This is a genomic window from Paenibacillus agaridevorans (assembly GCF_003112455.1).
In the GTDB taxonomy this organism is placed as follows: Bacteria; Bacillota; Bacilli; order Paenibacillales; family Paenibacillaceae; genus Pristimantibacillus; species Pristimantibacillus agaridevorans.
On the sequence record NZ_BDQX01000036.1, the window covers coordinates 333722 to 351609 of the forward strand.

General features: G+C 52.8%; 14 protein-coding genes. 10 read left to right on the plus strand and 4 right to left on the minus strand.

Annotation, left to right across the window (positions count from 1 at the left end):
- The first annotated feature begins 39 nt into the window (after nucleotides 1-39).
- Nucleotides 40-1926, plus strand: coding sequence for a glucose PTS transporter subunit IIA (locus tag PAT3040_RS03670; RefSeq protein ID WP_108991554.1), 1887 nt, complete (start codon nucleotides 40-42; stop codon nucleotides 1924-1926).
- Nucleotides 1923-3665 (plus strand): phosphoenolpyruvate--protein phosphotransferase, encoded by a 1743-nt coding sequence (ptsP, locus tag PAT3040_RS03675; protein WP_108991555.1) that lies wholly within the window; start codon nucleotides 1923-1925, stop codon nucleotides 3663-3665. Before PAT3040_RS03670 ends, ptsP begins: the two co-directional genes overlap by 4 nt.
- Here ptsP and PAT3040_RS03680 read toward each other — a convergent pair.
- Nucleotides 3662-4192 carry a type 1 glutamine amidotransferase domain-containing protein gene (locus PAT3040_RS03680; RefSeq protein WP_108991556.1) on the minus strand — a complete coding sequence of 177 codons (531 nt, stop codon included), beginning with the start codon at nucleotides 4190-4192 and terminating at the stop codon, nucleotides 3662-3664. The genes ptsP and PAT3040_RS03680 overlap by 4 nt on opposite strands.
- Nucleotides 4193-4266: 74 nt before the next feature.
- On the opposite strand from PAT3040_RS03680, the gene PAT3040_RS03685 reads away from it, so the two are divergent.
- The 4 genes from PAT3040_RS03685 (at nucleotide 4267) to PAT3040_RS03700 (ending at nucleotide 7182) form a co-directional block, all read left to right on the plus strand.
- On the plus strand, nucleotides 4267-4704 hold the full coding sequence (locus tag PAT3040_RS03685; RefSeq protein WP_258234811.1) for a VanZ family protein: 438 nt from the start codon (nucleotides 4267-4269) through the stop codon (nucleotides 4702-4704).
- A gap of 127 nt (nucleotides 4705-4831) precedes the next feature.
- Nucleotides 4832-5245: a hypothetical protein gene (locus PAT3040_RS03690; protein WP_108991557.1), complete on the plus strand. Its 414-nt coding sequence runs from the start codon at nucleotides 4832-4834 to the stop codon at nucleotides 5243-5245.
- A gap of 228 nt (nucleotides 5246-5473) precedes the next feature.
- Nucleotides 5474-6478 carry a catabolite control protein A gene (ccpA, locus tag PAT3040_RS03695; protein WP_087567746.1) on the plus strand — a complete coding sequence of 335 codons (1005 nt, stop codon included), beginning with the start codon at nucleotides 5474-5476 and terminating at the stop codon, nucleotides 6476-6478.
- Nucleotides 6479-6483: 5 nt separating this feature from the next.
- Nucleotides 6484-7182 carry a 5'-methylthioadenosine/adenosylhomocysteine nucleosidase gene (locus PAT3040_RS03700; protein ID WP_087567747.1) on the plus strand — a complete coding sequence of 233 codons (699 nt, stop codon included), beginning with the start codon at nucleotides 6484-6486 and terminating at the stop codon, nucleotides 7180-7182.
- A gap of 266 nt (nucleotides 7183-7448) precedes the next feature.
- Here PAT3040_RS03700 and PAT3040_RS03705 read toward each other — a convergent pair whose 3' ends face one another.
- Nucleotides 7449-8627, minus strand: a complete 1179-nt coding sequence (locus PAT3040_RS03705; protein ID WP_108991558.1) for an acetoin utilization protein AcuC — start codon at nucleotides 8625-8627, stop codon at nucleotides 7449-7451.
- Nucleotides 8628-8668: 41 nt separating this feature from the next.
- Nucleotides 8669-9304, minus strand: a complete 636-nt coding sequence (locus tag PAT3040_RS03710) for a GNAT family N-acetyltransferase (RefSeq protein ID WP_108991559.1) — start codon at nucleotides 9302-9304, stop codon at nucleotides 8669-8671.
- Nucleotides 9305-9508: 204 nt separating this feature from the next.
- Here PAT3040_RS03710 and acsA point away from each other — a divergent pair, with 204 nt between their 5' ends.
- Nucleotides 9509-11233 (plus strand): acetate--CoA ligase, encoded by a 1725-nt coding sequence (gene acsA / locus PAT3040_RS03715; protein ID WP_087567750.1) that lies wholly within the window; start codon nucleotides 9509-9511, stop codon nucleotides 11231-11233.
- Nucleotides 11234-11415: 182 nt separating this feature from the next.
- On the opposite strand, the gene PAT3040_RS03720 is transcribed toward acsA, so the two are convergent.
- Nucleotides 11416-14511, minus strand: coding sequence for a transglycosylase domain-containing protein (locus tag PAT3040_RS03720; RefSeq protein WP_108991560.1), 3096 nt, complete (start codon nucleotides 14509-14511; stop codon nucleotides 11416-11418).
- A 329-nt stretch (nucleotides 14512-14840) separates the two neighbouring features.
- On the opposite strand from PAT3040_RS03720, the gene PAT3040_RS03725 reads away from it, so the two are divergent.
- From PAT3040_RS03725 to PAT3040_RS03735, 3 genes are all read left to right on the plus strand, one after another.
- Entirely contained in the window at nucleotides 14841-15374 is a 534-nt protein-coding gene (locus PAT3040_RS03725) for an NfeD family membrane protein (protein WP_108991561.1), read from the plus strand.
- Nucleotides 15375-15422: 48 nt separating this feature from the next.
- A complete protein-coding gene (gene floT / locus PAT3040_RS03730) occupies nucleotides 15423-16982 on the plus strand; it encodes a flotillin lipid rafts scaffold protein FloT (RefSeq protein ID WP_108991562.1) in 1560 nt (519 codons plus the stop codon).
- 157 nt (nucleotides 16983-17139) lie between these two features.
- On the plus strand, nucleotides 17140-17888 hold a 749-nt coding region (locus tag PAT3040_RS03735; RefSeq protein ID WP_146200347.1), incomplete at its 3' end, for a transposase.

Here is a 17888-nt window from a genome sequence, read left to right on the forward strand (position 1 = left end):
ATAAACGAAGCAACCGGCCAACAGGAGGTTAAGGACGAAATGAAGTTTATAGGGAGCTTGCAGCAATTAGGCAGAGCGTTTATGCTGCCCATGATTGTGCTTCCTGCCGCAGCAGTGTTTCTTAGCTTGAGCCAATTGCCCTGGGACTGGATCGGTTTGCCCGGCATGGCGGAGCATCTGCGCGCGGCTAGCGATATTATTTTTGTGTACCTGCCCTTTATATTCGCTTTGGGCATCTCGTTGGGATTGACCGGAAACGCCTTGTCGGCTGGAATCGCTTCGCTCGTCGGTATGGCCATCTATGTGGGCATAACAGCAGAAGCAAGCGCCGAAATTGAGCCTACCGTGCTGATTGGCGCCATGATCGGCATCGTCTCCGGCGTGAGCTATGAGCGCTTTAAGGATCTGCGATTGCCCGAATACATTCAGTTTTTTGGCGGTCCGAGATTCGTGCCGATATTTGTAAGCGTGCTCTCGCTGCTCTTTTCGATCGGGATTTTAAATCTTGCTCCGACCCTTCAGCATTTGATGGTGGAGCTCGGCGACGTCGTCGCTTCGGGCGGAGGTTTCGGCATATTTCTGTACGGCTTCATTCACCGTATTCTTGTCGTATTCGGCCTGCATCACCTCGTCAGCCACGTATTTTGGTTCCAAATCGGGGGCTACGAGACGGAAGGAGGAACGATGGTATACGGCGATCTGCCGCGTTTCTTTGCCGGCGATCCCGAGGCAGGCGTTTTCATGGCCGGCTTGTATCCCACGATGATGTTCGCACTGCCGGCTATCGCTTTTGCTATCATTCACGAAGCAAGGGAAGATCTGAAGCCAAAGATTCGCAAGACTTTCCTGTATGCGGCTCTCGCCTCGTTCCTGACCGGTGTGACGGAGCCTGTGGAATTTGCGTTCCTGTTCGTCGCTCCGTATCTGTACGTTGTACACGCTATATTGTCCGGCGGTATTATGTGGGTGACATACGAGCTTGGCATCAGACACGGCTTCTCTTTCTCCGCGGGGGCCATCGACTTTTTAATTAACAAACATTTGGCGACGAGGGGATGGCTCATACTTCCCATCGGCATTGTTGTGTTCGCGGTATATTATCTGCTTTTCCGCTGGGCGATTACCAGATTCCAGATTCCTACTCCAGGCCGCGAAGAGGGCTCGCAGCTCGACGAATGGGCAGGTGACATTCCTTATCGCGCTCCGCTTATTTTGCAAGCGATCGGCGGCAAGCAGAATATCGTGCAGATGGAATCCTGCATAACAAGGCTGCGACTGAAAGTGTCGAACGATAAAATCATTGACGTCAACGCGCTGCGCAATCTTGGCGCTGCAGGCGTTATCCGGCTTGGCGGAGGTCATGTTCAGGTCGTGTTCGGCACGTTTTCGGAGCTGATCCGCGAGGAGATGCTTAAAGCCATAACCCGCGATCAAGCCCAAGTGTTATTCCACTCGCCCGTTCAAGGCCGCATGATTTCGCTTGATGAAGTACCCGACCCTATCTTCGCTGGCAAGCTCGTCGGCAACGGCGTTGCCTTTTTGCCGGACAAGGGGGAACTGGTGTCTCCCGTAAAGGGAGAAGTCATCCATATCTACCCCACAATGCATGCGATCGGCATTCGTACGCCGGAAGGTTTGGAAGTGCTGCTGCATATCGGCATCGACACTTCCAAGCTGTCAGGCAAGTCTTATTTCGAAGCGGTCGTGAAGGAAGGAGACTCCGTGCTGCCTGGCGCGCTGCTGATCAAGTTCAACCTGCAAAGGGTGCGTAAGGAGAGCAAGTCCTTGGCTACACCAATGGTCATTACCAACTCCGATATTGTCCATTCCTGGCGTTACGCACCGTTTAAGGCGGTGAAGAAGGGACAGTCTTCGGTTATGTCAGTCGTACTTAAAGAGAGCAATGGTGGAGGGGAACGAACATGATTCAAGGGATTGGCGCTTCAATGGGCATCGCAATCGGCAAGTCTTTCGTACTCCCCAACTGGGAGTGGGAGGTACCGGACAACAAGGTCGATGTCGCGGATTTCGCCAGAGAATTCGAGCGGGTGTACGAGGGGATTCGGACTTCCAAGTTCGAGATTCAACAGATTAAGGACGAACTGAGGGAAGTCGTCGGCTCGGATGAAAGTCAAATCTTCGACGCGCATCTCGCCATTCTCGACGATCCCGTATTCATGAATGAAATTCAAGGCATCATCCAACGCCAATACAAGGCGGCCGAAGTAGCAGTCAAGGAGGCCATCGATCACTTCGTAACCATGTTCGATCTGCTCGACGACGACTATATGAAGGAGCGGGCACTCGATATCAAGGATGTAGGCAACCGGCTGCTCAAGCATCTGCTTGGCGTACCCGAAGTAACGCTGCCTTCGGATACCCAGCCGTTTATCCTTATTGCCAAGGAGCTGTCGCCGTCGCAGCTGGCCCACATTAATCCGGATCATGTGCTGGGCATTGTCACATTGGCAGGCAGCATAACTTCTCATTCCTCCATTATGGCGAGAGCGCTTGGCGTACCGCTTGTAGTAGGGGTGGAAGCCAGTTTGACAGAGCCGATCGTAACGGGGCAGACCCTCATTATCGATGGCAGCGACGGAACCGTCTATATTGATCCAAAGGAAGATATTATCAGTCTGTACAACGAGTTGCACGATCGCCAGACGGAGGCCAAGCGGAAGCTGCAGCACTTTGCGGAATGCAACGCGGAGACGCCTGATGGCAAGTTTTTGCGGTTAGAGGCGAATATCAGCTCGCTTAAGGAGCTGGAGATTGCGCTTGCGGGAGGAGCGACGGGCGTAGGTTTGTTCCGTACCGAGTTTCTCTACATGGACCGAAGCCGCTTCCCTAAAGAAGAGGAGCAATATGAGGTATACCGTAGCGTAGCGGAACGGCTCGGCGGTGAACCGCTTGTCATTCGAACGCTGGATATCGGCGGAGACAAACAATTGGATTACTTCGAGATTCCGGAGGAAGACAATCCTTTCCTGGGTTATCGGGCAATCCGGATCTCACTGGATCGCAAGGATTTGTTCAAGACGCAGCTTCGGGCGATTCTGCGGGCCAGCATCCATGGTGCCGTCAAAGTGATGTATCCGCTCGTGACCTCTGTGGATGAAATCCGTGCGGCTAACGTCGTGCTTGCCGAAGCGATGAGAGAACTGGATGCGGAGGGCATTCCATACGACCGCAATATCCCAATCGGCGTCATGATCGAGGTGCCGGCAGCTGTTATCATTGCCGACTTGCTCGCGCAAGAGGTGGATTTCTTTAGCATCGGTACAAACGATCTGCTTCAATTCACGCTGGCGGTCGATCGAATGAACGAAGAAATATCGCATCTTTATGATCCGTTCCACCCGGCTCTGCTGCGAATGATTAAAACGACGGTGGAGGCGGCCAAGGAACGGGGCATCAAGGTAGGCGTATGCGGAGAGCTTGCCGGAGATATGAGGGCGCTCCCGATCTGGCTCAGCCTGGATGTCGACGGGCTCAGCATGTCGGCGCATTCTATCTTGCCCATCAAGGAACGCTTGCTCTCGACAAGGCAGGATGAATGCAGGGAAGTGTGGAGGAACCTCCAGCAATGCCGGACGAGTTCGGAAATTATCGGCAAGCTGGAGGCGTTTATGGAGCTCAAGGACGAGCAGACGGCGAACGGTTAACCCATTCGCTGCTGGAGCGCGTCCACGAACGCTTTGGCGTATGGAGGCAGATCGGGCGGACGGCGCGCGGAGATAAGATTGCCGTCGACCACCACAGCTTCGTCAAACCAAGCAGCTCCGGCGTTTTCCAAATCATCGCGGATACCTGGGGTCGAGGTCACTTTGCGGCCTTCCAGAATTTTCGCAGAGATGAGCACCCATCCCGCATGGCAGATTTGGCCGATCGGCTTGTCCACCGCATTTAGCTCCTGCACGAGGCTTAGCACTTTGGGGTACCGCCGGAGCTTGTCCGGCGCCCAGCCGCCCGGCACGAGCAAGCCGGCAATGTCGGCCGCGTTCACTTCGTCAAAAGACAAGTCGGCGACAGCGGGGACGCCATATTTGCCAATGTGCTTCTTACCTTTTTCGGGGCCGGCATACAGAACAGTCGCCCCGGCTTCGCGCACGCGGTAGACGGGATACCATAATTCCAAATCCTCGAATTCGTCATCGAGCAGACAGATGACCGTTTGATTATTCAACGACATAATTACCTCTCCCTTCGATGATAGATACCAGTTGACAATAAGTTATTCATTCCTATTGTATCCAAGGAGCAGATATGAATCAAACCGTAACAAGCAGCTCTTCGCGGCGCATGCGCCAACTTATCCGATGGCTGCCAGCCGTTGTATGGATGGCCGTCATCTTTGCATTATCGTCCAGGACCGGCGATGAGTTGAACACGGTGCTGCCTTTCTTCCAACGATGGTTCCCCTGGATGACGGACTTTAATTGGGGACACTTCGTTGCTTATTTCATTCTCGCTGCGACATTCGATTACGCGCTCGGGGTCAAGGCGGAACGTCCTTTGATCAAGGTGTTCATTGTCGTTCTATGCGGTTTATACGGCGTGACGGACGAGCTCCATCAGTCGTGGGTCGGTGGTCGGATGATGGATGCGGCCGACGTTCGAAACGATTGTATAGGCGCGTTAGGCTGGACGGTTGTCGTGGCTATTCCTCCTGTAAAGCGCTTATGGAGAAAAGTCGTGAAGTAGTAAAAATTTCATGGGACGATTAAGCAGGACTTTTCGCAAAAAAGGTCGAATCCTCTATACATTCCCGAGGCTGCACTCAAGCAGTGAGGTAAGCGGCTAAGCCGCATGAATAAGGAGCTGACCCATTTTGCGTAAAACATGCCATTGCGGCGAGATCATGACGATGAAGCTGCGTACGGTGATCTATTCCGGCAAAGTTGAAATCGATAATGTCCCCATCTTCTCCTGTACTGCTTGCAGCAGAAGCGAAGTCATTCCTGAAGTGAAACCCGATCTAACGGGGCTGATCGCCAAGCTCGGAGCCGAGCCTGACAAACAAACCTTCCTGTTTAACGAATGCAACGAATGGGCGGATCTGCTCGTCGAAGCCAAAGTGAACAAGAAACCTCCTGAGCCTCAGGACGTGGAAGCCTTGATTCAACATCGAATCAATAATCTGCTGGACTTGTACCTGTTGGCCCAATCGCTGGAAGACGAGGATTGGATCACAGACCTGAACAAGCGATTGCAGCAGCTTAGCCGACGCTCGATGCTTACATAAGCTTGAACGTTTCGTCAGAACGGCTGCCGCATGGCTTGTTCTCATCCGAAGTCCATTTGTTGCCGTTTATTCGCTCACATTGCGAAAAGTAATATTTTGTCGTATGATTACGTTAATAATCGGCGTGCGATACATATGCGTGAACCTTGCAGTCGGGTCTGCCCGATGGTGTATGTAGGTTGAACCATAGTGATGTAATCCAAATCTGAACAAATGGAGAGAGAATCCGTGACGGTAACCATTTATGATGTAGCAAGAGAAGCAGGAGTGTCCATGGCTACGGTTTCCAGGGTTGTCAACAATAACCCTAACGTGAAGCCGGCAACAAGAAAAAAAGTATATGAAGCAATCGAACGTTTGGGCTACCGTCCCAACGCGGTTGCGCGCGGACTGGCCAGCAAGAAGACGACCACAGTCGGCGTCGTGATTCCCGATATTTCCAATGCGATCTTCGCGGAGGTAGCGCGCGGAATCGAAGATATCGCGAATATGTATCATTACAATATTATTTTGTGTAACGCGGACAAGAAGAAGGATAAGGAAATCCGCGTTATCAACACCCTGCTGGAGAAGCAAGTCGACGGCCTGCTGTTCATGGGCGGCGCGGTGACGGACGAGCATCTGCAAGCGTTCAAGACGGCGAATGTACCGATCGTTTTGTGCGCCACCAGCGATGATAACAACCAGATCCCTTCCGTGGATATCGATCACGAGGAGGCGGCATATGATGCCGTTATGAAGCTGATAGGCAAAGGCCATAAACGAATTGCGATGATCAGCGGCACGCTTCAGGATCCATCCAACGGATATGCCAGATTCCAAGGCTATAAGCGCGCGCTTGAAACATCGGGTCTGCCATACGATGATACATTAGTTCGTATTGGCAACTACAGATACGAATCCGGTGCAGAAGCGATGAAATATTTCATCGATCTGAGCGAGCGTCCGACAGCTATATTCTCGGCCACGGACGAGATGGCTATCGGTGCGATTCATTGCATCCAGGATGCCGGCCTGCAAGTGCCAGGCGATATTTCCGTCATCAGCGTTGACAACAGCCGAATGGCATCCATGGTTCGCCCGCAGCTTACTGCGGTAGCACAGCCTATGTATGATATCGGCGCCGTGTCGATGCGCTTGTTGACCAAATTAATGAAAAAAGAAAACGTAGAGCATGCCAGGGTCGTTTTGCCGCATGAAATCATCGTTCGGCAATCGGTCGGAGCCATTTAAATAGAATGACGGCATCTAAGATTGGCATCATCGGAGCAATGGCCGAAGAGATCGAACGGCTGCATGAGCATGTCCGGGTAACGGACACGTTCACCAAAGCCGGTATTACGTACTACGAAGGCAAGCTTCATGGCAAAAATGTCATCTATTGCAAGTCGGGCGTCGGCAAGGTAAATGCAGCCGTCTGTACGCAACTGCTGCTGGATGCCGGAGCTAGTCATGTTTTATTTACCGGAGTTGCGGGCGCGCTGGATCCAAGACTTGACATTGGCGATATCGTTGTGTCGAGTTCTTGCATCCAGCATGATATGGATTGCTCGCCGCTGGGTTACCAACTAGGCGAGATTCCGTACCACCCGAACTCGGTGTTTCGGGCTGATCCCGGACTGATCGAGTTAGCTGCAAGCGCGAGCGAGAGACTTTTCCCGGGCCGCTGCCTGACGGGAGTCGTATTGTCCGGCGACCAGTTCATTGCAAGCAAAGAGAAGGTAGAGGAGCTGCATCAGTCTCTTAAGGGAGCATGTGCAGAGATGGAAGGCGCCTCTGTCGCGCAGGTATGCGAGATGAACGGCATTCCATTTGTCGTCATCCGCTCCATGTCGGATAAAGCTGACGGCTCGGCGCATGCCAATTTTGCTGACTTTACAGTGCAGGCTTCGAACCACTCTTATCGCATAATTGACGATATCCTGCAGCGTATATAACAATAAAAAGAGCAATCAGCGGCCCTTAAGGCTTCGCCTGGTTGCTCTTTGTTGTTAAGTATGCCGGTATGAGGTTAAGCGGAATTAAAGTAGGAGTTCAAAAAGTTCGGTTTTCAGCACCGAGAAGATTGAAAGAAGGTAGAAACTGAGGAGCGGAGCGTAGTGGAAGCTACGTGAGCACCGGAAGTTTCGCCTGAATTCAATATTCGATGTCGAGTACGCTTCTTGGCATACTTCGTGATCAAAAGCGGACTTTTTGAACAACCTTAAAGATCCTGCGTGACGATGCCTTGCGTAATGCGATTGCTCTCCACGATCTGTGCGCGCCTCGGGACGGGAGGGATGTCGTCCGCGCCATCCAGCCATGCCGTCGGGAGGGGAGCGGGGCTTTGGTCCTTCCAGCGGGCTATCCAGCTCTGAGGCAGCAGAGGGCTGTCGGGGCCGCGAAATTGGCTTGCCAGAGGGTGGTCGATCATTTCCAGCCAGATCATGGACCAGGCGCGTGGGACAACTCTCCATATGTCATATCCGCCGCCGCCGAGCGCGACCCACTTGCCGCCTGTGTACGTATGCGCCAGCTCATGTATAATGGCCGGAATTTCGCGATAGATATTCATGCTGCAGTGAATATGAGAGAGAGGATCGTACGCATGCGCGTCGCAGCCATGCTGGCTCACGATGATATCCGGCTTAAAGGTTGCAATGACCTTGCGAAGCGTAATGTTGAAGCTCTCCAGCCAGGATTCGTCTTCCGTAAACGGTTCCAACGGCATATTAAAGCAAGTCCCGAAGCCGCTGTCCGCTCCTTTCTCCGCTGCATATCCCGTACCTGGGAATAGATATTTGCCTGTTTCGTGTATGGAGTAGGTGCACACATGGGGATCAGCGTAAAACACCCACTGGACGCCGTCGCCGTGATGAACGTCGGTATCGATATACAAGACTCTTGCTCCATAACGCTCACGGATGTACTCTATGGCGATTGCCGCGTCGTTATAGACGCAGAAGCCCGAAGCTTTGTCCGGGAACGCGTGATGAAGACCGCCGGCCAGATGAAAGGCGTGCAGCGTCTGGCCGCTCATAACGGCGTCTGCGGCCGCTACTGAGCCGGCCACGATCAAGGAAGCCGCTTCGTGCATGCCGGAGAAAAAAGGCGTATCCTCCGTCATGAGACCATACTGCTCGGCGGTTACCGCCCGAATGCGAGGATCGGCTTCATTGTTTAGCGCTTTGACAGCGTTTACGTAGTCTGGCCGATGAACCAGCTGCAGCAATTCGTCATTGCAGACGATGCTAGGGGTGAGCAGCTCGTCATCCGTTAAGGCGCCGGCTTCTTTAAGCAGGTCGATTGTCAACGTCTGGCGTATGGGGTCGAAGGGGTGGTCCTCATTAAATTTGTAACGGGATGAATCGGAATGATGGATGAAGATAGCGTTGGATACCATTTTCGAAAGCCATTCCTTTCTCGCTGAGAATGTCGTTACGATCAATACATATATCGATTACGGAAACGGACACGGTCGAATTGTTCGATGGATGATAACGGAACTTCCTTGCCGATCCGCACCATAAGGCAATTGGCGGGATGCGAGCAGATCTCGGGATCGTCCGTCGCGTACCAGATCATACCGGCGGACTTCATCAATCGTTCCATCATATTACGATAATCCCATACGTTGAGCTTGGTGCCTTCAAGGTCCCAGTGCCAATAATATTCCGTCGTAAATACGATCATGTTCTCCAGCTGCTCCTCGGCGAAAGCCAAGGCGATCAGGCGTTTGCCGATTCCATATGCGCGATAGTCATTCGCAACCTCGATTGCGCCAAGCTCGACGAGGTCGGTCATGCCGCCCTCCGACCATCTCTCTAATTCATCGGGATAATGGAAGGTTACATATCCAACAATCAAGTCATCCTCGCGGGCGACAATAATGCGCCCTTCCGCAAGGCCAGCAATTTCAACCAGCGCTTCATGCTGCTCCGCTGGTCGGCGGAAGGCATCCAGCTTTGCATGCATCTTGTAATCCGCGAGCCTGGAAGGAGGGACAGGACCTTCTAGGATGAGCTCCCGGCTATCGTTTATCGGGATTGTCTCGGTCTGGAGCCGTTTGCGATGTTCCAAGTGATCAACACCTTTCTTTCGGGAAAGTTACTATTGTGATCGCTTTTTTCTTTATTTTGATTGCTTTATACTACTCTTTATAACAAACAATCAAGAAAATGAAAAGCGTAGTCGAATAGAATAGACTTATGGTATAATAGGAAAAGTGTTATGTAAGCGCCTTCCTATGATGGCGATTTCCAGATTTGATGGGAGAGTGATAGTATGAGCAACCTACATCAAGAGCGCATACCCGCAACGGCAACAAACCCCAACCTCAAAAATTACGAAGAAGCAGCCGCTTCCTTCTCGTGGGATCAGATCGAACGCACGTTCAGCTGGACCGAGAACGGCAAGGTCAATATGGCATACGAAGCGATCGAGCGCCATATCGAGAACGGTAAAGGGGACAAGATTGCCCTTCATTACAGCGACAATGAAAGGGATGAAACATACACGTTCCGTCAGCTTAGCGAGCAATCGAATCGCTTCACGAACGTTCTTCGCGGTCTCGGAATCGGCAAAGGCGAACGTGTCTTCATCTTCATGCCCCGCACGCCGGAGCTGTACTTCAGCGTTCTAGGCGTCTTAAAGATCGGCGCCGTCGTCGGTCCGTTGTTCGAGGCGTTTATGGAGACGGCCGTCAAGGATCGTCTGCAAGACAGCGAAGCGGTCGCAATCGTGACCACGCCTGCCCTGCTGCATCGCATTAAGAGAGACGAATTGCCCGCGTTAAAACATATTATCGTCTTCGGCAACGATGTTCCGGAAGAGGAAGGCATCGTGAACTTCAAGAGTGAGATGGCCGCCGCTTCCGATAAAGCCGAGATCGAGTGGCTGGACCGTGAAGACGGACTTATCCTCCATTATACATCAGGTTCTACTGGTAAGCCAAAGGGGGTGTTCCATGTCCAGAACGCCATGGTTCAGCACAAGTATACCGGACAGATCGTTCTGGATCTAAAGGAAGACGACGTATACTGGTGCACAGCCGATCCGGGCTGGGTCACAGGCACATCTTACGGCATTTTCGGACCATGGCTTAACGGAGCTACCAACGTCATTCGCGGCGGCCGCTTTAGCCCGGCAGACTGGTACAACGTCATTCAGAAGTACGGCGTCACGGTTTGGTACAGCGCGCCTACCGCGTTCCGTATGTTGATGGGAGCAGGGGACGACCTGTCCAAGCAGTATGACCTGTCGAGCCTGCGACATGTGCTGAGCGTCGGAGAGCCGCTTAATCCAGAGGTTGTACGTTGGGGGATGAAGGTTTACGGACAACGTATTCACGATACTTGGTGGATGACGGAAACTGGCGGACAGCTCATCTGCAATTATCCGAGCATGGATATTAAGCCCGGCTCCATGGGCAAGCCGCTCCCAGGCATTCGCGCTGCGATCATTGACGACAACGGCAACGAAGTGCCTCCTTACCGGATGGGCAATCTGGCTATTGGGACGCCTTGGCCTGCCATGATGCGCAAGGTATGGAACAATCCTTCCAAGTACGAAGAATATTTCCGTTTAAAGGGATGGTATGTATCCGGTGACTCTGCATATATGGATGAGGATGGTTACTTCTGGTTCCAGGGCCGTATCGATGACGTTATCAATACAGCCGGCGAACGCGTTGGACCGTTTGAGGTAGAGAGCAAGCTCGTCGAGCATCCTGCCGTAGCGGAAGCGGGCGTCATCGGCAAGCCGGACATGGTGCGCGGCGAGATTATTAAGGCGTTCATTGCGCTTCGCGAAGGCTACGAGCCGACTGAGGAGCTTAAAAAGGAGATTTCCCAATTCGTCAAGGTCGGCTTGTCGGCACATGCCGCTCCTCGCGAGATCGAATTTAAGGATAAGCTGCCAAAGACGCGCAGCGGCAAGATTATGCGGCGCGTGCTGAAGGCGTGGGAGCTTAACCTGCCGACAGGAGATCTGTCCACAATCGAAGATTAAGTTCCGGACAAGGCGAAACGACTACGCCGTCCTTTGGCGGCGGGGCGCGTTTCGTTCCGAGAATTATAGAGAAAGTATGATGAAATCATATACTTTCCTATAATTCATAAAAAGGGTTATTCCGAGGTTCACAACCTCGGAATAACCCTTCTTTCTGTTTTGATTCTGCAGCAGATTCGGTGTCAGCCCACGATCTTTATCTTCGAGGAAGGTGACGAATGACCTGCCGCATTTTCCGCTACGATGTAATAGGTGCCTGTCGCAAACGGCGAGACATGCTCGTAATTCGTTTGCGAGGTCGAGCCCAGCAGCATGTAATTGTCATCATTGCCGGAGCTGTAATAGATATGATAGGTAGTGACTTGATCAGACACCGGGTTCGCAGCCCAGCTCACGACTACGCTTAGAGCAGAGCTTTCGGCCTGCAAGCCGGTAGGAGCGGAAGGCGCAGCTCCCGTTTCCGAACCGCCGTTACCCTCGTTGCCGCCTTCATTGCCATCGCCAGGCAGTCCTGGGATGGAAGGGATTTCTGGTAAGCCAGGCACCACGCCGTTCGACATAATCGCGCTCGGAGCCGATTCCTTGCCGACAACGTCGACCGCCACAACATAATAGGTTGTGCTATCTGTCGCGGAAGCCGTAAAGGATGAAGAATAATCATCTCCTAACAGCAGCGAGCTGCCGAACTTCTCGTAAGCCCCCGCATTCGTAGAGCGGTAGATTCGATAACCGACCACATCCGCCGACGGGCTGTCCTTGAACGTAATCGTCAGCGAGCCATTGCCGCCTTGAGTCATCTTTACGTCGACCGGCGGAGCAGGGGCTGCGCCATCATCACTGCGCGGGTCCGTCTTGGACGGAGCGTCGTTGCCCGCATCAGCCGGGATGTAGATTTCCATAGGACGTCTGCTGCTGGCTGGCAGCTTCGCTTGCGCTGCTTGAATTTCATCCATCAGTTCGTCCAACGGCTTTTTGCGCTTAATGACGACCTTTTCCTTGAGCATATCGTCCGGCGTAAGCTCGTTAGGCACGTAGTTGATGCCTTTGTACGTAATCAGCTTCATACTGACGAGGGCATCGTCCTTCTTCTTAGGCAAAAATTCCTTGTTGAACCAGTCCGTGACGGACATGCCGGCCGAACTCGTCAGCGAGCTTGGCAGAAGACCGCTTGCCGATGATACGGTAGCCTTGACGATGCCATCCGGCTTCGGGAATTCTTCTGTATTAAACAGGCCGGGCTTCTGTTCCGACACCTCGTTCATAATTAGTGTCCAGATCGAACGTGCCCGTGTTCGTCCGTTGTTGGACAGGGAATTGACCTGCTCCTCATAGCCGGCCCAAACGCCTAGCGTAACATCAGGAGAGAAGCCCATAAACCAGACATCGCCGTAGCTTTGCGTAGATCCTGTTTTGCCTGCGATCGGAATCTTGCCATATTGTTTGAATTGCTTCGAGATAGCGTTGCCTGAGCCCGACGGGCTGGAAATAACCGTCTTCAACATGTCGGTCATCAGGAAGGCCGTCTGCTCCGAAAATACTTGCTTAGGCTGAGCTTTATGCTCGTAGACGATCTTGCCGTTCGCGTCCGTAATTTTTTCGATCATGTATGCGTCGTTGAATACGCCTTGATTCGGGATGGCGCCGTAAGCGTTGGTCATCTCTTCTACCGAGACGCCGAGCCGCAGTCCGCCGATAACGCCGGTCTGGGAATACGCATCCTCAGGCTGCAGCGTGGTGATGCCGAGCTCCCGGACGAACTCCCAAGCCTTTTCGATCGTTACTTCTTCGTTGAAAATTTTCAGTGCCGGCAAGTTCATGGAGCGGTTTAGCGCGTCGCGCGCCGTTACGAGTCCCGTGAACTTCCGATTGACGTTCATCGGGATATGATAACCCTTCTGTCCGTCGCTGAGCACGAGCGGGGCATCGTCGATGATGCTCGCCGGCTGGATGATGCCGGAATCGATGGCGGGCAGATAGGCAGCCAGCGTCTTCATCGTGGAGCCCGGCTGGCGGATCATCTGCGTCGCGAAGTTCATCTGCTCCTCGTAGAAGTCGCGGCCTTCCAGCATGCCGATAATGGCGCCGGTCTTATGATCCAGCATGATTGCGGCAGTCTGCTCCAGACCCTTCTTCTCGCTGTAAGGCGTGAAGTTTTCTTCGTTGCTGCCAATCTTGCGCATGATGTCGTACACTTGCTTGTCGATCGTGGTGTAGACATGATATCCGCCACGAAGCAACTGTTCCCTTGCCTGTTCGATCAGCTCCGCGTTTTCCTTGCCGCGAAGGGCTTCCTTCGTCAAGGTAGGGTCCTCCTGCATGAGCAGGGCTTCGGCCGCCTGACGCTCCGCCTCCAGCATGAGGTAGGGATAAGTCGTATAGGCTTTCTCGCTTGGAGGAGCAATTGAGGCTCTTGTATCGAATTTAATCGCTTCATCGTATTCCGCCTGCGTAATTCTTCCAGTTTCCAGCATTCGTGACAATACGAGCTGCTGGCGCTTTACTGCGCGTTCGAAGCCGGCTTCATTAAATTTGCCCGTCCCCGTGAAAGCATTGTACAAGGATGGGAGCTGCGGCAAGCCGGCCAGATAAGCCGACTGGGCAATATTGAGCTTTTTGAGATCGCTGATTCCGAATATGCCCTTGGCAGCGGCTTGAATGCCGAATACCTGATAACCGTTGGAGCCGTTGCCGAACGGCATCTTGTTCAAGTAGGCAGCCAATATTTCTTTTTTCGTTAAGTAACGTTCCATCCGCAACGACAAAAATATTTCTTTGATTTTGCGGCTGTCCGTTTTGTCCAGGTTGAGAAACACCCGTCTGGCGAGCTGCTGGGTCAGCGTACTGCCGCCCGTCTGCGTATCTTCATTAAACAGCTTCTGCTTGACGGCGCGGCCGAGACCGTTGACGCTCACGCCTTTATGTTCGAAGAACTCATTGTCCTCCGTTGCCAGCAGAGCGTTGATGACGCTTTGCGGGATGTCGTCGTACTCCACAACGATCCGGTCTTCGTCTGTCCGAAGCTGGCCGACCAGCGAGTCGTCGTTGAAGTAGACATAGCCCGTCATCGAATATTCGCCGACCTTGTCCTGAATGACGGATTGCGGTCGAACTTCCTCGTCTTTGACGAGAGCGGCGACATAACCCGTTACGGCTCCTCCTGCGAGCAGGCCGAAGAAGATGCCGAAGTAAATAATCCATTTCACTGTGATAAATGATACTAGTCCGAACATTCGCCATTTGCCGTAGGGCTTCCGCGATGGCTTTGTATCCTCTTGCATGCTTATAACTCCTCCTCCAAAATAGCATTACCATTATAGCACAAAACGATATTCGGTTCATGTATTCGGCCGTTCAGCAAAGCTGTGCCGTACAGTTCGTTACGGATTGGCGGCAAGAAAAAAAGAATCTTATCTTATTGTTAAACGCATGACGAGGCGGAAAAGTTTTGTATAATAAGTAAAGGGGGAGAGTTTTCATGTCATTAAATGAAAAAAGCCTGAAAGAAAGTGAAGTTTGTCGAATTTTTTTAGCAACTTTTGTAGCAGGTCGGCCGTATTAATTACGGTAAAGATTACAGGTTCTGGAGACCATGGGATGGAGGTGGAAGATGGAAACGTTATTTTTATCCTGTTTGGCGCTAGGCATCCTGTTCGCGATTGTCAGCGTCATATTCGGAGACTGGCTCAGCCAAGCCATGGAAGGAGCGCTAGACTTCTTGTCGCTGGAAGGTCCCGCCTTCCTGAGCCCGATGACTTTGTTCGGTGGCATTACGGCTTTCGGAGGAGCCGGACTTATGCTGACCCGCTACACGTCGCTAGGCGAATGGATCGTCGTGCTGCTCGCCGTCCTGATTGCCATCGCTCTTGGAGCGGCGGTGTTCTTCCTGTACGTAAGGCCCATGGAGAATAGCGAGAACTCCATTGCGTTCACGCTCCAATCCCTGGCCGGCACGCTCGGCGAGGTAACGATTCCGATCCCTGCGACAGGTTATGGCGAAGTGATGATCCAGGCCGGAGCGGGCGTTACGAATCAGATCGCTGCCAGCTTCGATCAGCAGCCGATATCCGGAGATGCGAAAGTCGTCGTCGTGGAAGTGAAGGATAGTGTGTTATACGTCTCCGAAGTGAATCTGAGCATCTAAACGAAACAGTCGTAAGTGTACTTTATTATGAGAGGAGTCATGCTGTACATGAATTTGCCAGAATATTTGATCATTCCCCTTATCGTTGTAGGTGTGCTTGTCGTATTGGGTCTTGCCTTCTGGGCGAGGTACAAGACGGTGAGTCCGGACGAGGCGATGCTCGTTACGGGATCGTTCCTTGGATCCCGCAACTCGCTCGTGGACGAATCGGGCCGCAAGGTAAAAATCATTCGAGGCGGGGGCGCCTTCATCCTGCCGGTATTCCAGAAGGCCGAGTACTTGTCGCTCTTGTCCCACAAGCTGGACGTATCTACGCCGGAAGTGTATACGGAGCAAGGCGTTCCCGTCATGGCCGATGGCGTGGCGATCATCAAGATCGGCGGCGCGATGGAAGACGTGGCGACTGCCGCGGAGCAGTTCCTTGGCAAGCCGACAGAAGGTTTGAAAAGCGAAGCCCAAGAAGTGCTCGAAGGTCATCTGCGCGCGATTCTCGGTTCAATGACGGTAGAAGAAGTGTACCGTAACCGCGATAAGTTCGCGCAAGAGGTACAGGGCGTGGCAGCGAAGGATTTGAAGAAGATGGGCCTGCAGATCGTTTCGTTTACAATCAAGGATCTGCGCGACAAACACGGTTATCTGGATGCTCTCGGCAAGCCGCGTATCGCAGCCGTCAAGCGCGATGCCGACATCGCCGAAGCCGAAGCCATACGGGATGCGAGAATTCAGAAGGCGCATGCAGCGGAAGCCGGACAGAAGGCGGAGCTGCTGCGTGATACCAACATCGCGGAAGCCGAGAAGGATAAAGAGATGAAGGTAGCCTCCTTCAAGCGCGATCAGGATACGGCAAAGGCGGAAGCCGACCAGGCTTACTCTATTCAAGAAGCGCGCGCGAAGCAAAGCGTGGTCGAGGAGCAAATGAAGGTAGAGCTCGTCCGCAAGGAGCGCGAAATCGACCTCGAAGGCAAAGAGATTCTGCGTCGCGAGAAACAATATGACGCGGAGGTTAAGAAGAAGGCGGACGCCGACCGTTACGCCGTCGAACAAGCGGCGGAAGCAGACAAGGCCAAGCGGATTCGCGAAGCCGATGCGCTGCAATACCGGATAGAAGCGGAAGCGAAGGCGCAAGCGGCTCAGAAACGTTTGGAAGGTCTTGCGGTGGCGGAAGCGGAGAAAGCCAAAGGTACGGCGGAGGCGGAGGTTATCCGGCTGCGCGGTCTCGCTGAAGCCGAGGCGAAGGAAAAGCTGGCGGAAGCGTTCGCGAAGTTCGGAGAAGCGGCCGTCCTGGATATTATCGTCAAAATGCTGCCAGAGCTCGCTGGCAAGGTTGCCGAGCCGATCAGCTCGATCGATAAGCTGACCGTTGTCGATACGGGCAACGGAGAAGGAGCGGCACGACTAAGCAATTACGTAACCTCGTTGATGTCGACAGCGCCTGAGATGCTAAAAAGCGTATCCGGCATCGACGTGAACCAGTTGATTCAAGGGTTGACGTCGAAAGCGATCGCTCCGTCTGCGCCAGTTGCACCGAATACTGTGGAAGCCGCTATAGCGAAAATCAAGCCGGCTATCGCTCCCGTAGCAACGGAAGCACCAAAAACAGACAAATAGTAGAGGGAACCGTATCCAGCGAATGTTCCTTTGGGCAACTATCAAGGTGAAACGGCTGTTGCGATCCTTTGGAGGGGCAGCCGTTTCATTCCGAGAATTATAGGCCAAGTGTGGAGAAAACATATACTTTCTATAATTCAAAGGGGCTGTCCAGTCAGTGAAAACTGATTTCTGGTCCGCCCTGTTTTCGTTGTATGTAAAAAAGCACAAAAAAACCGTCTTTTCTTGTAAAATGGAAGTTACCACACACCCATTCAGGAAAGGACGTTTTTTTTTGCGTAATCAAACGACTACTACCAAACAGTATACCATGCAACTGACGCTTCCTCTAGGGGATCTAGAAGAAGAGGTTTCCAAACGAAATCTGCCCCTTACCTCCAAGCCCTACGACAACAAACAGACGCAAATGATTCTGGATCTGGAGCTATTCACCCCTGATCACCATGTGGCGCGTGTGATTGATGAAATGATTGAAGCCCTCCCGGATGAGCAATTGTTTGCTCACTATGTGGGTGGAGGTCGCAGCTCCTACCATCCCAAAATGATGCTTAAGGCGATCCTCTACGGCTACTCGCAAAAGATCTACTCCTGCCGCGGGATCGAAAAGCTGCTGCGTGAAAACCTCCCGGCTATGTGGCTGGCTGCGATGCAGCAGCCGGACTTCAGGGCCTTGAACGACTTTCGTGGGGTGCGCATGAAAGCATTCATGGACGAGCTGTTTGAAGCGATGATTGGGAAGCTTATCGCGGACAACCACATCACGATGGAGCAGTACTTTTTAGATGGCACGAAGATCGAAGCCGACGCTAACAAGTATTTGTTTGTGTGGAACAAATCCACGTTGCGCTCCGAGGCAAAGCTGAAGGAGAAGGTGCAGGAGACCCTCGCGCATATTCATACGCTCAC

Coding starts and splice junctions, on each gene's coding strand:
- PAT3040_RS03720 (WP_108991560.1), bottom strand. CDS start 14,511: ATGCAAGAGGATACAAAGCCATCGCGGAAGCCCTACGGCAAATGGCGA.
- PAT3040_RS03705 (WP_108991558.1), bottom strand. CDS start 8,627: ATGGTATCCAACGCTATCTTCATCCATCATTCCGATTCATCCCGTTAC.
- PAT3040_RS03685 (WP_258234811.1), top strand. CDS start 4,267: ATGAATCAAACCGTAACAAGCAGCTCTTCGCGGCGCATGCGCCAACTT.
- floT (WP_108991562.1), top strand. CDS start 15,423: ATGAATTTGCCAGAATATTTGATCATTCCCCTTATCGTTGTAGGTGTG.
- PAT3040_RS03725 (WP_108991561.1), top strand. CDS start 14,841: ATGGAAACGTTATTTTTATCCTGTTTGGCGCTAGGCATCCTGTTCGCG.
- ptsP (WP_108991555.1), top strand. CDS start 1,923: ATGATTCAAGGGATTGGCGCTTCAATGGGCATCGCAATCGGCAAGTCT.
- PAT3040_RS03700 (WP_087567747.1), top strand. CDS start 6,484: ATGACGGCATCTAAGATTGGCATCATCGGAGCAATGGCCGAAGAGATC.
- PAT3040_RS03680 (WP_108991556.1), bottom strand. CDS start 4,192: ATGTCGTTGAATAATCAAACGGTCATCTGTCTGCTCGATGACGAATTC.
- acsA (WP_087567750.1), top strand. CDS start 9,509: ATGAGCAACCTACATCAAGAGCGCATACCCGCAACGGCAACAAACCCC.
- PAT3040_RS03670 (WP_108991554.1), top strand. CDS start 40: ATGAAGTTTATAGGGAGCTTGCAGCAATTAGGCAGAGCGTTTATGCTG.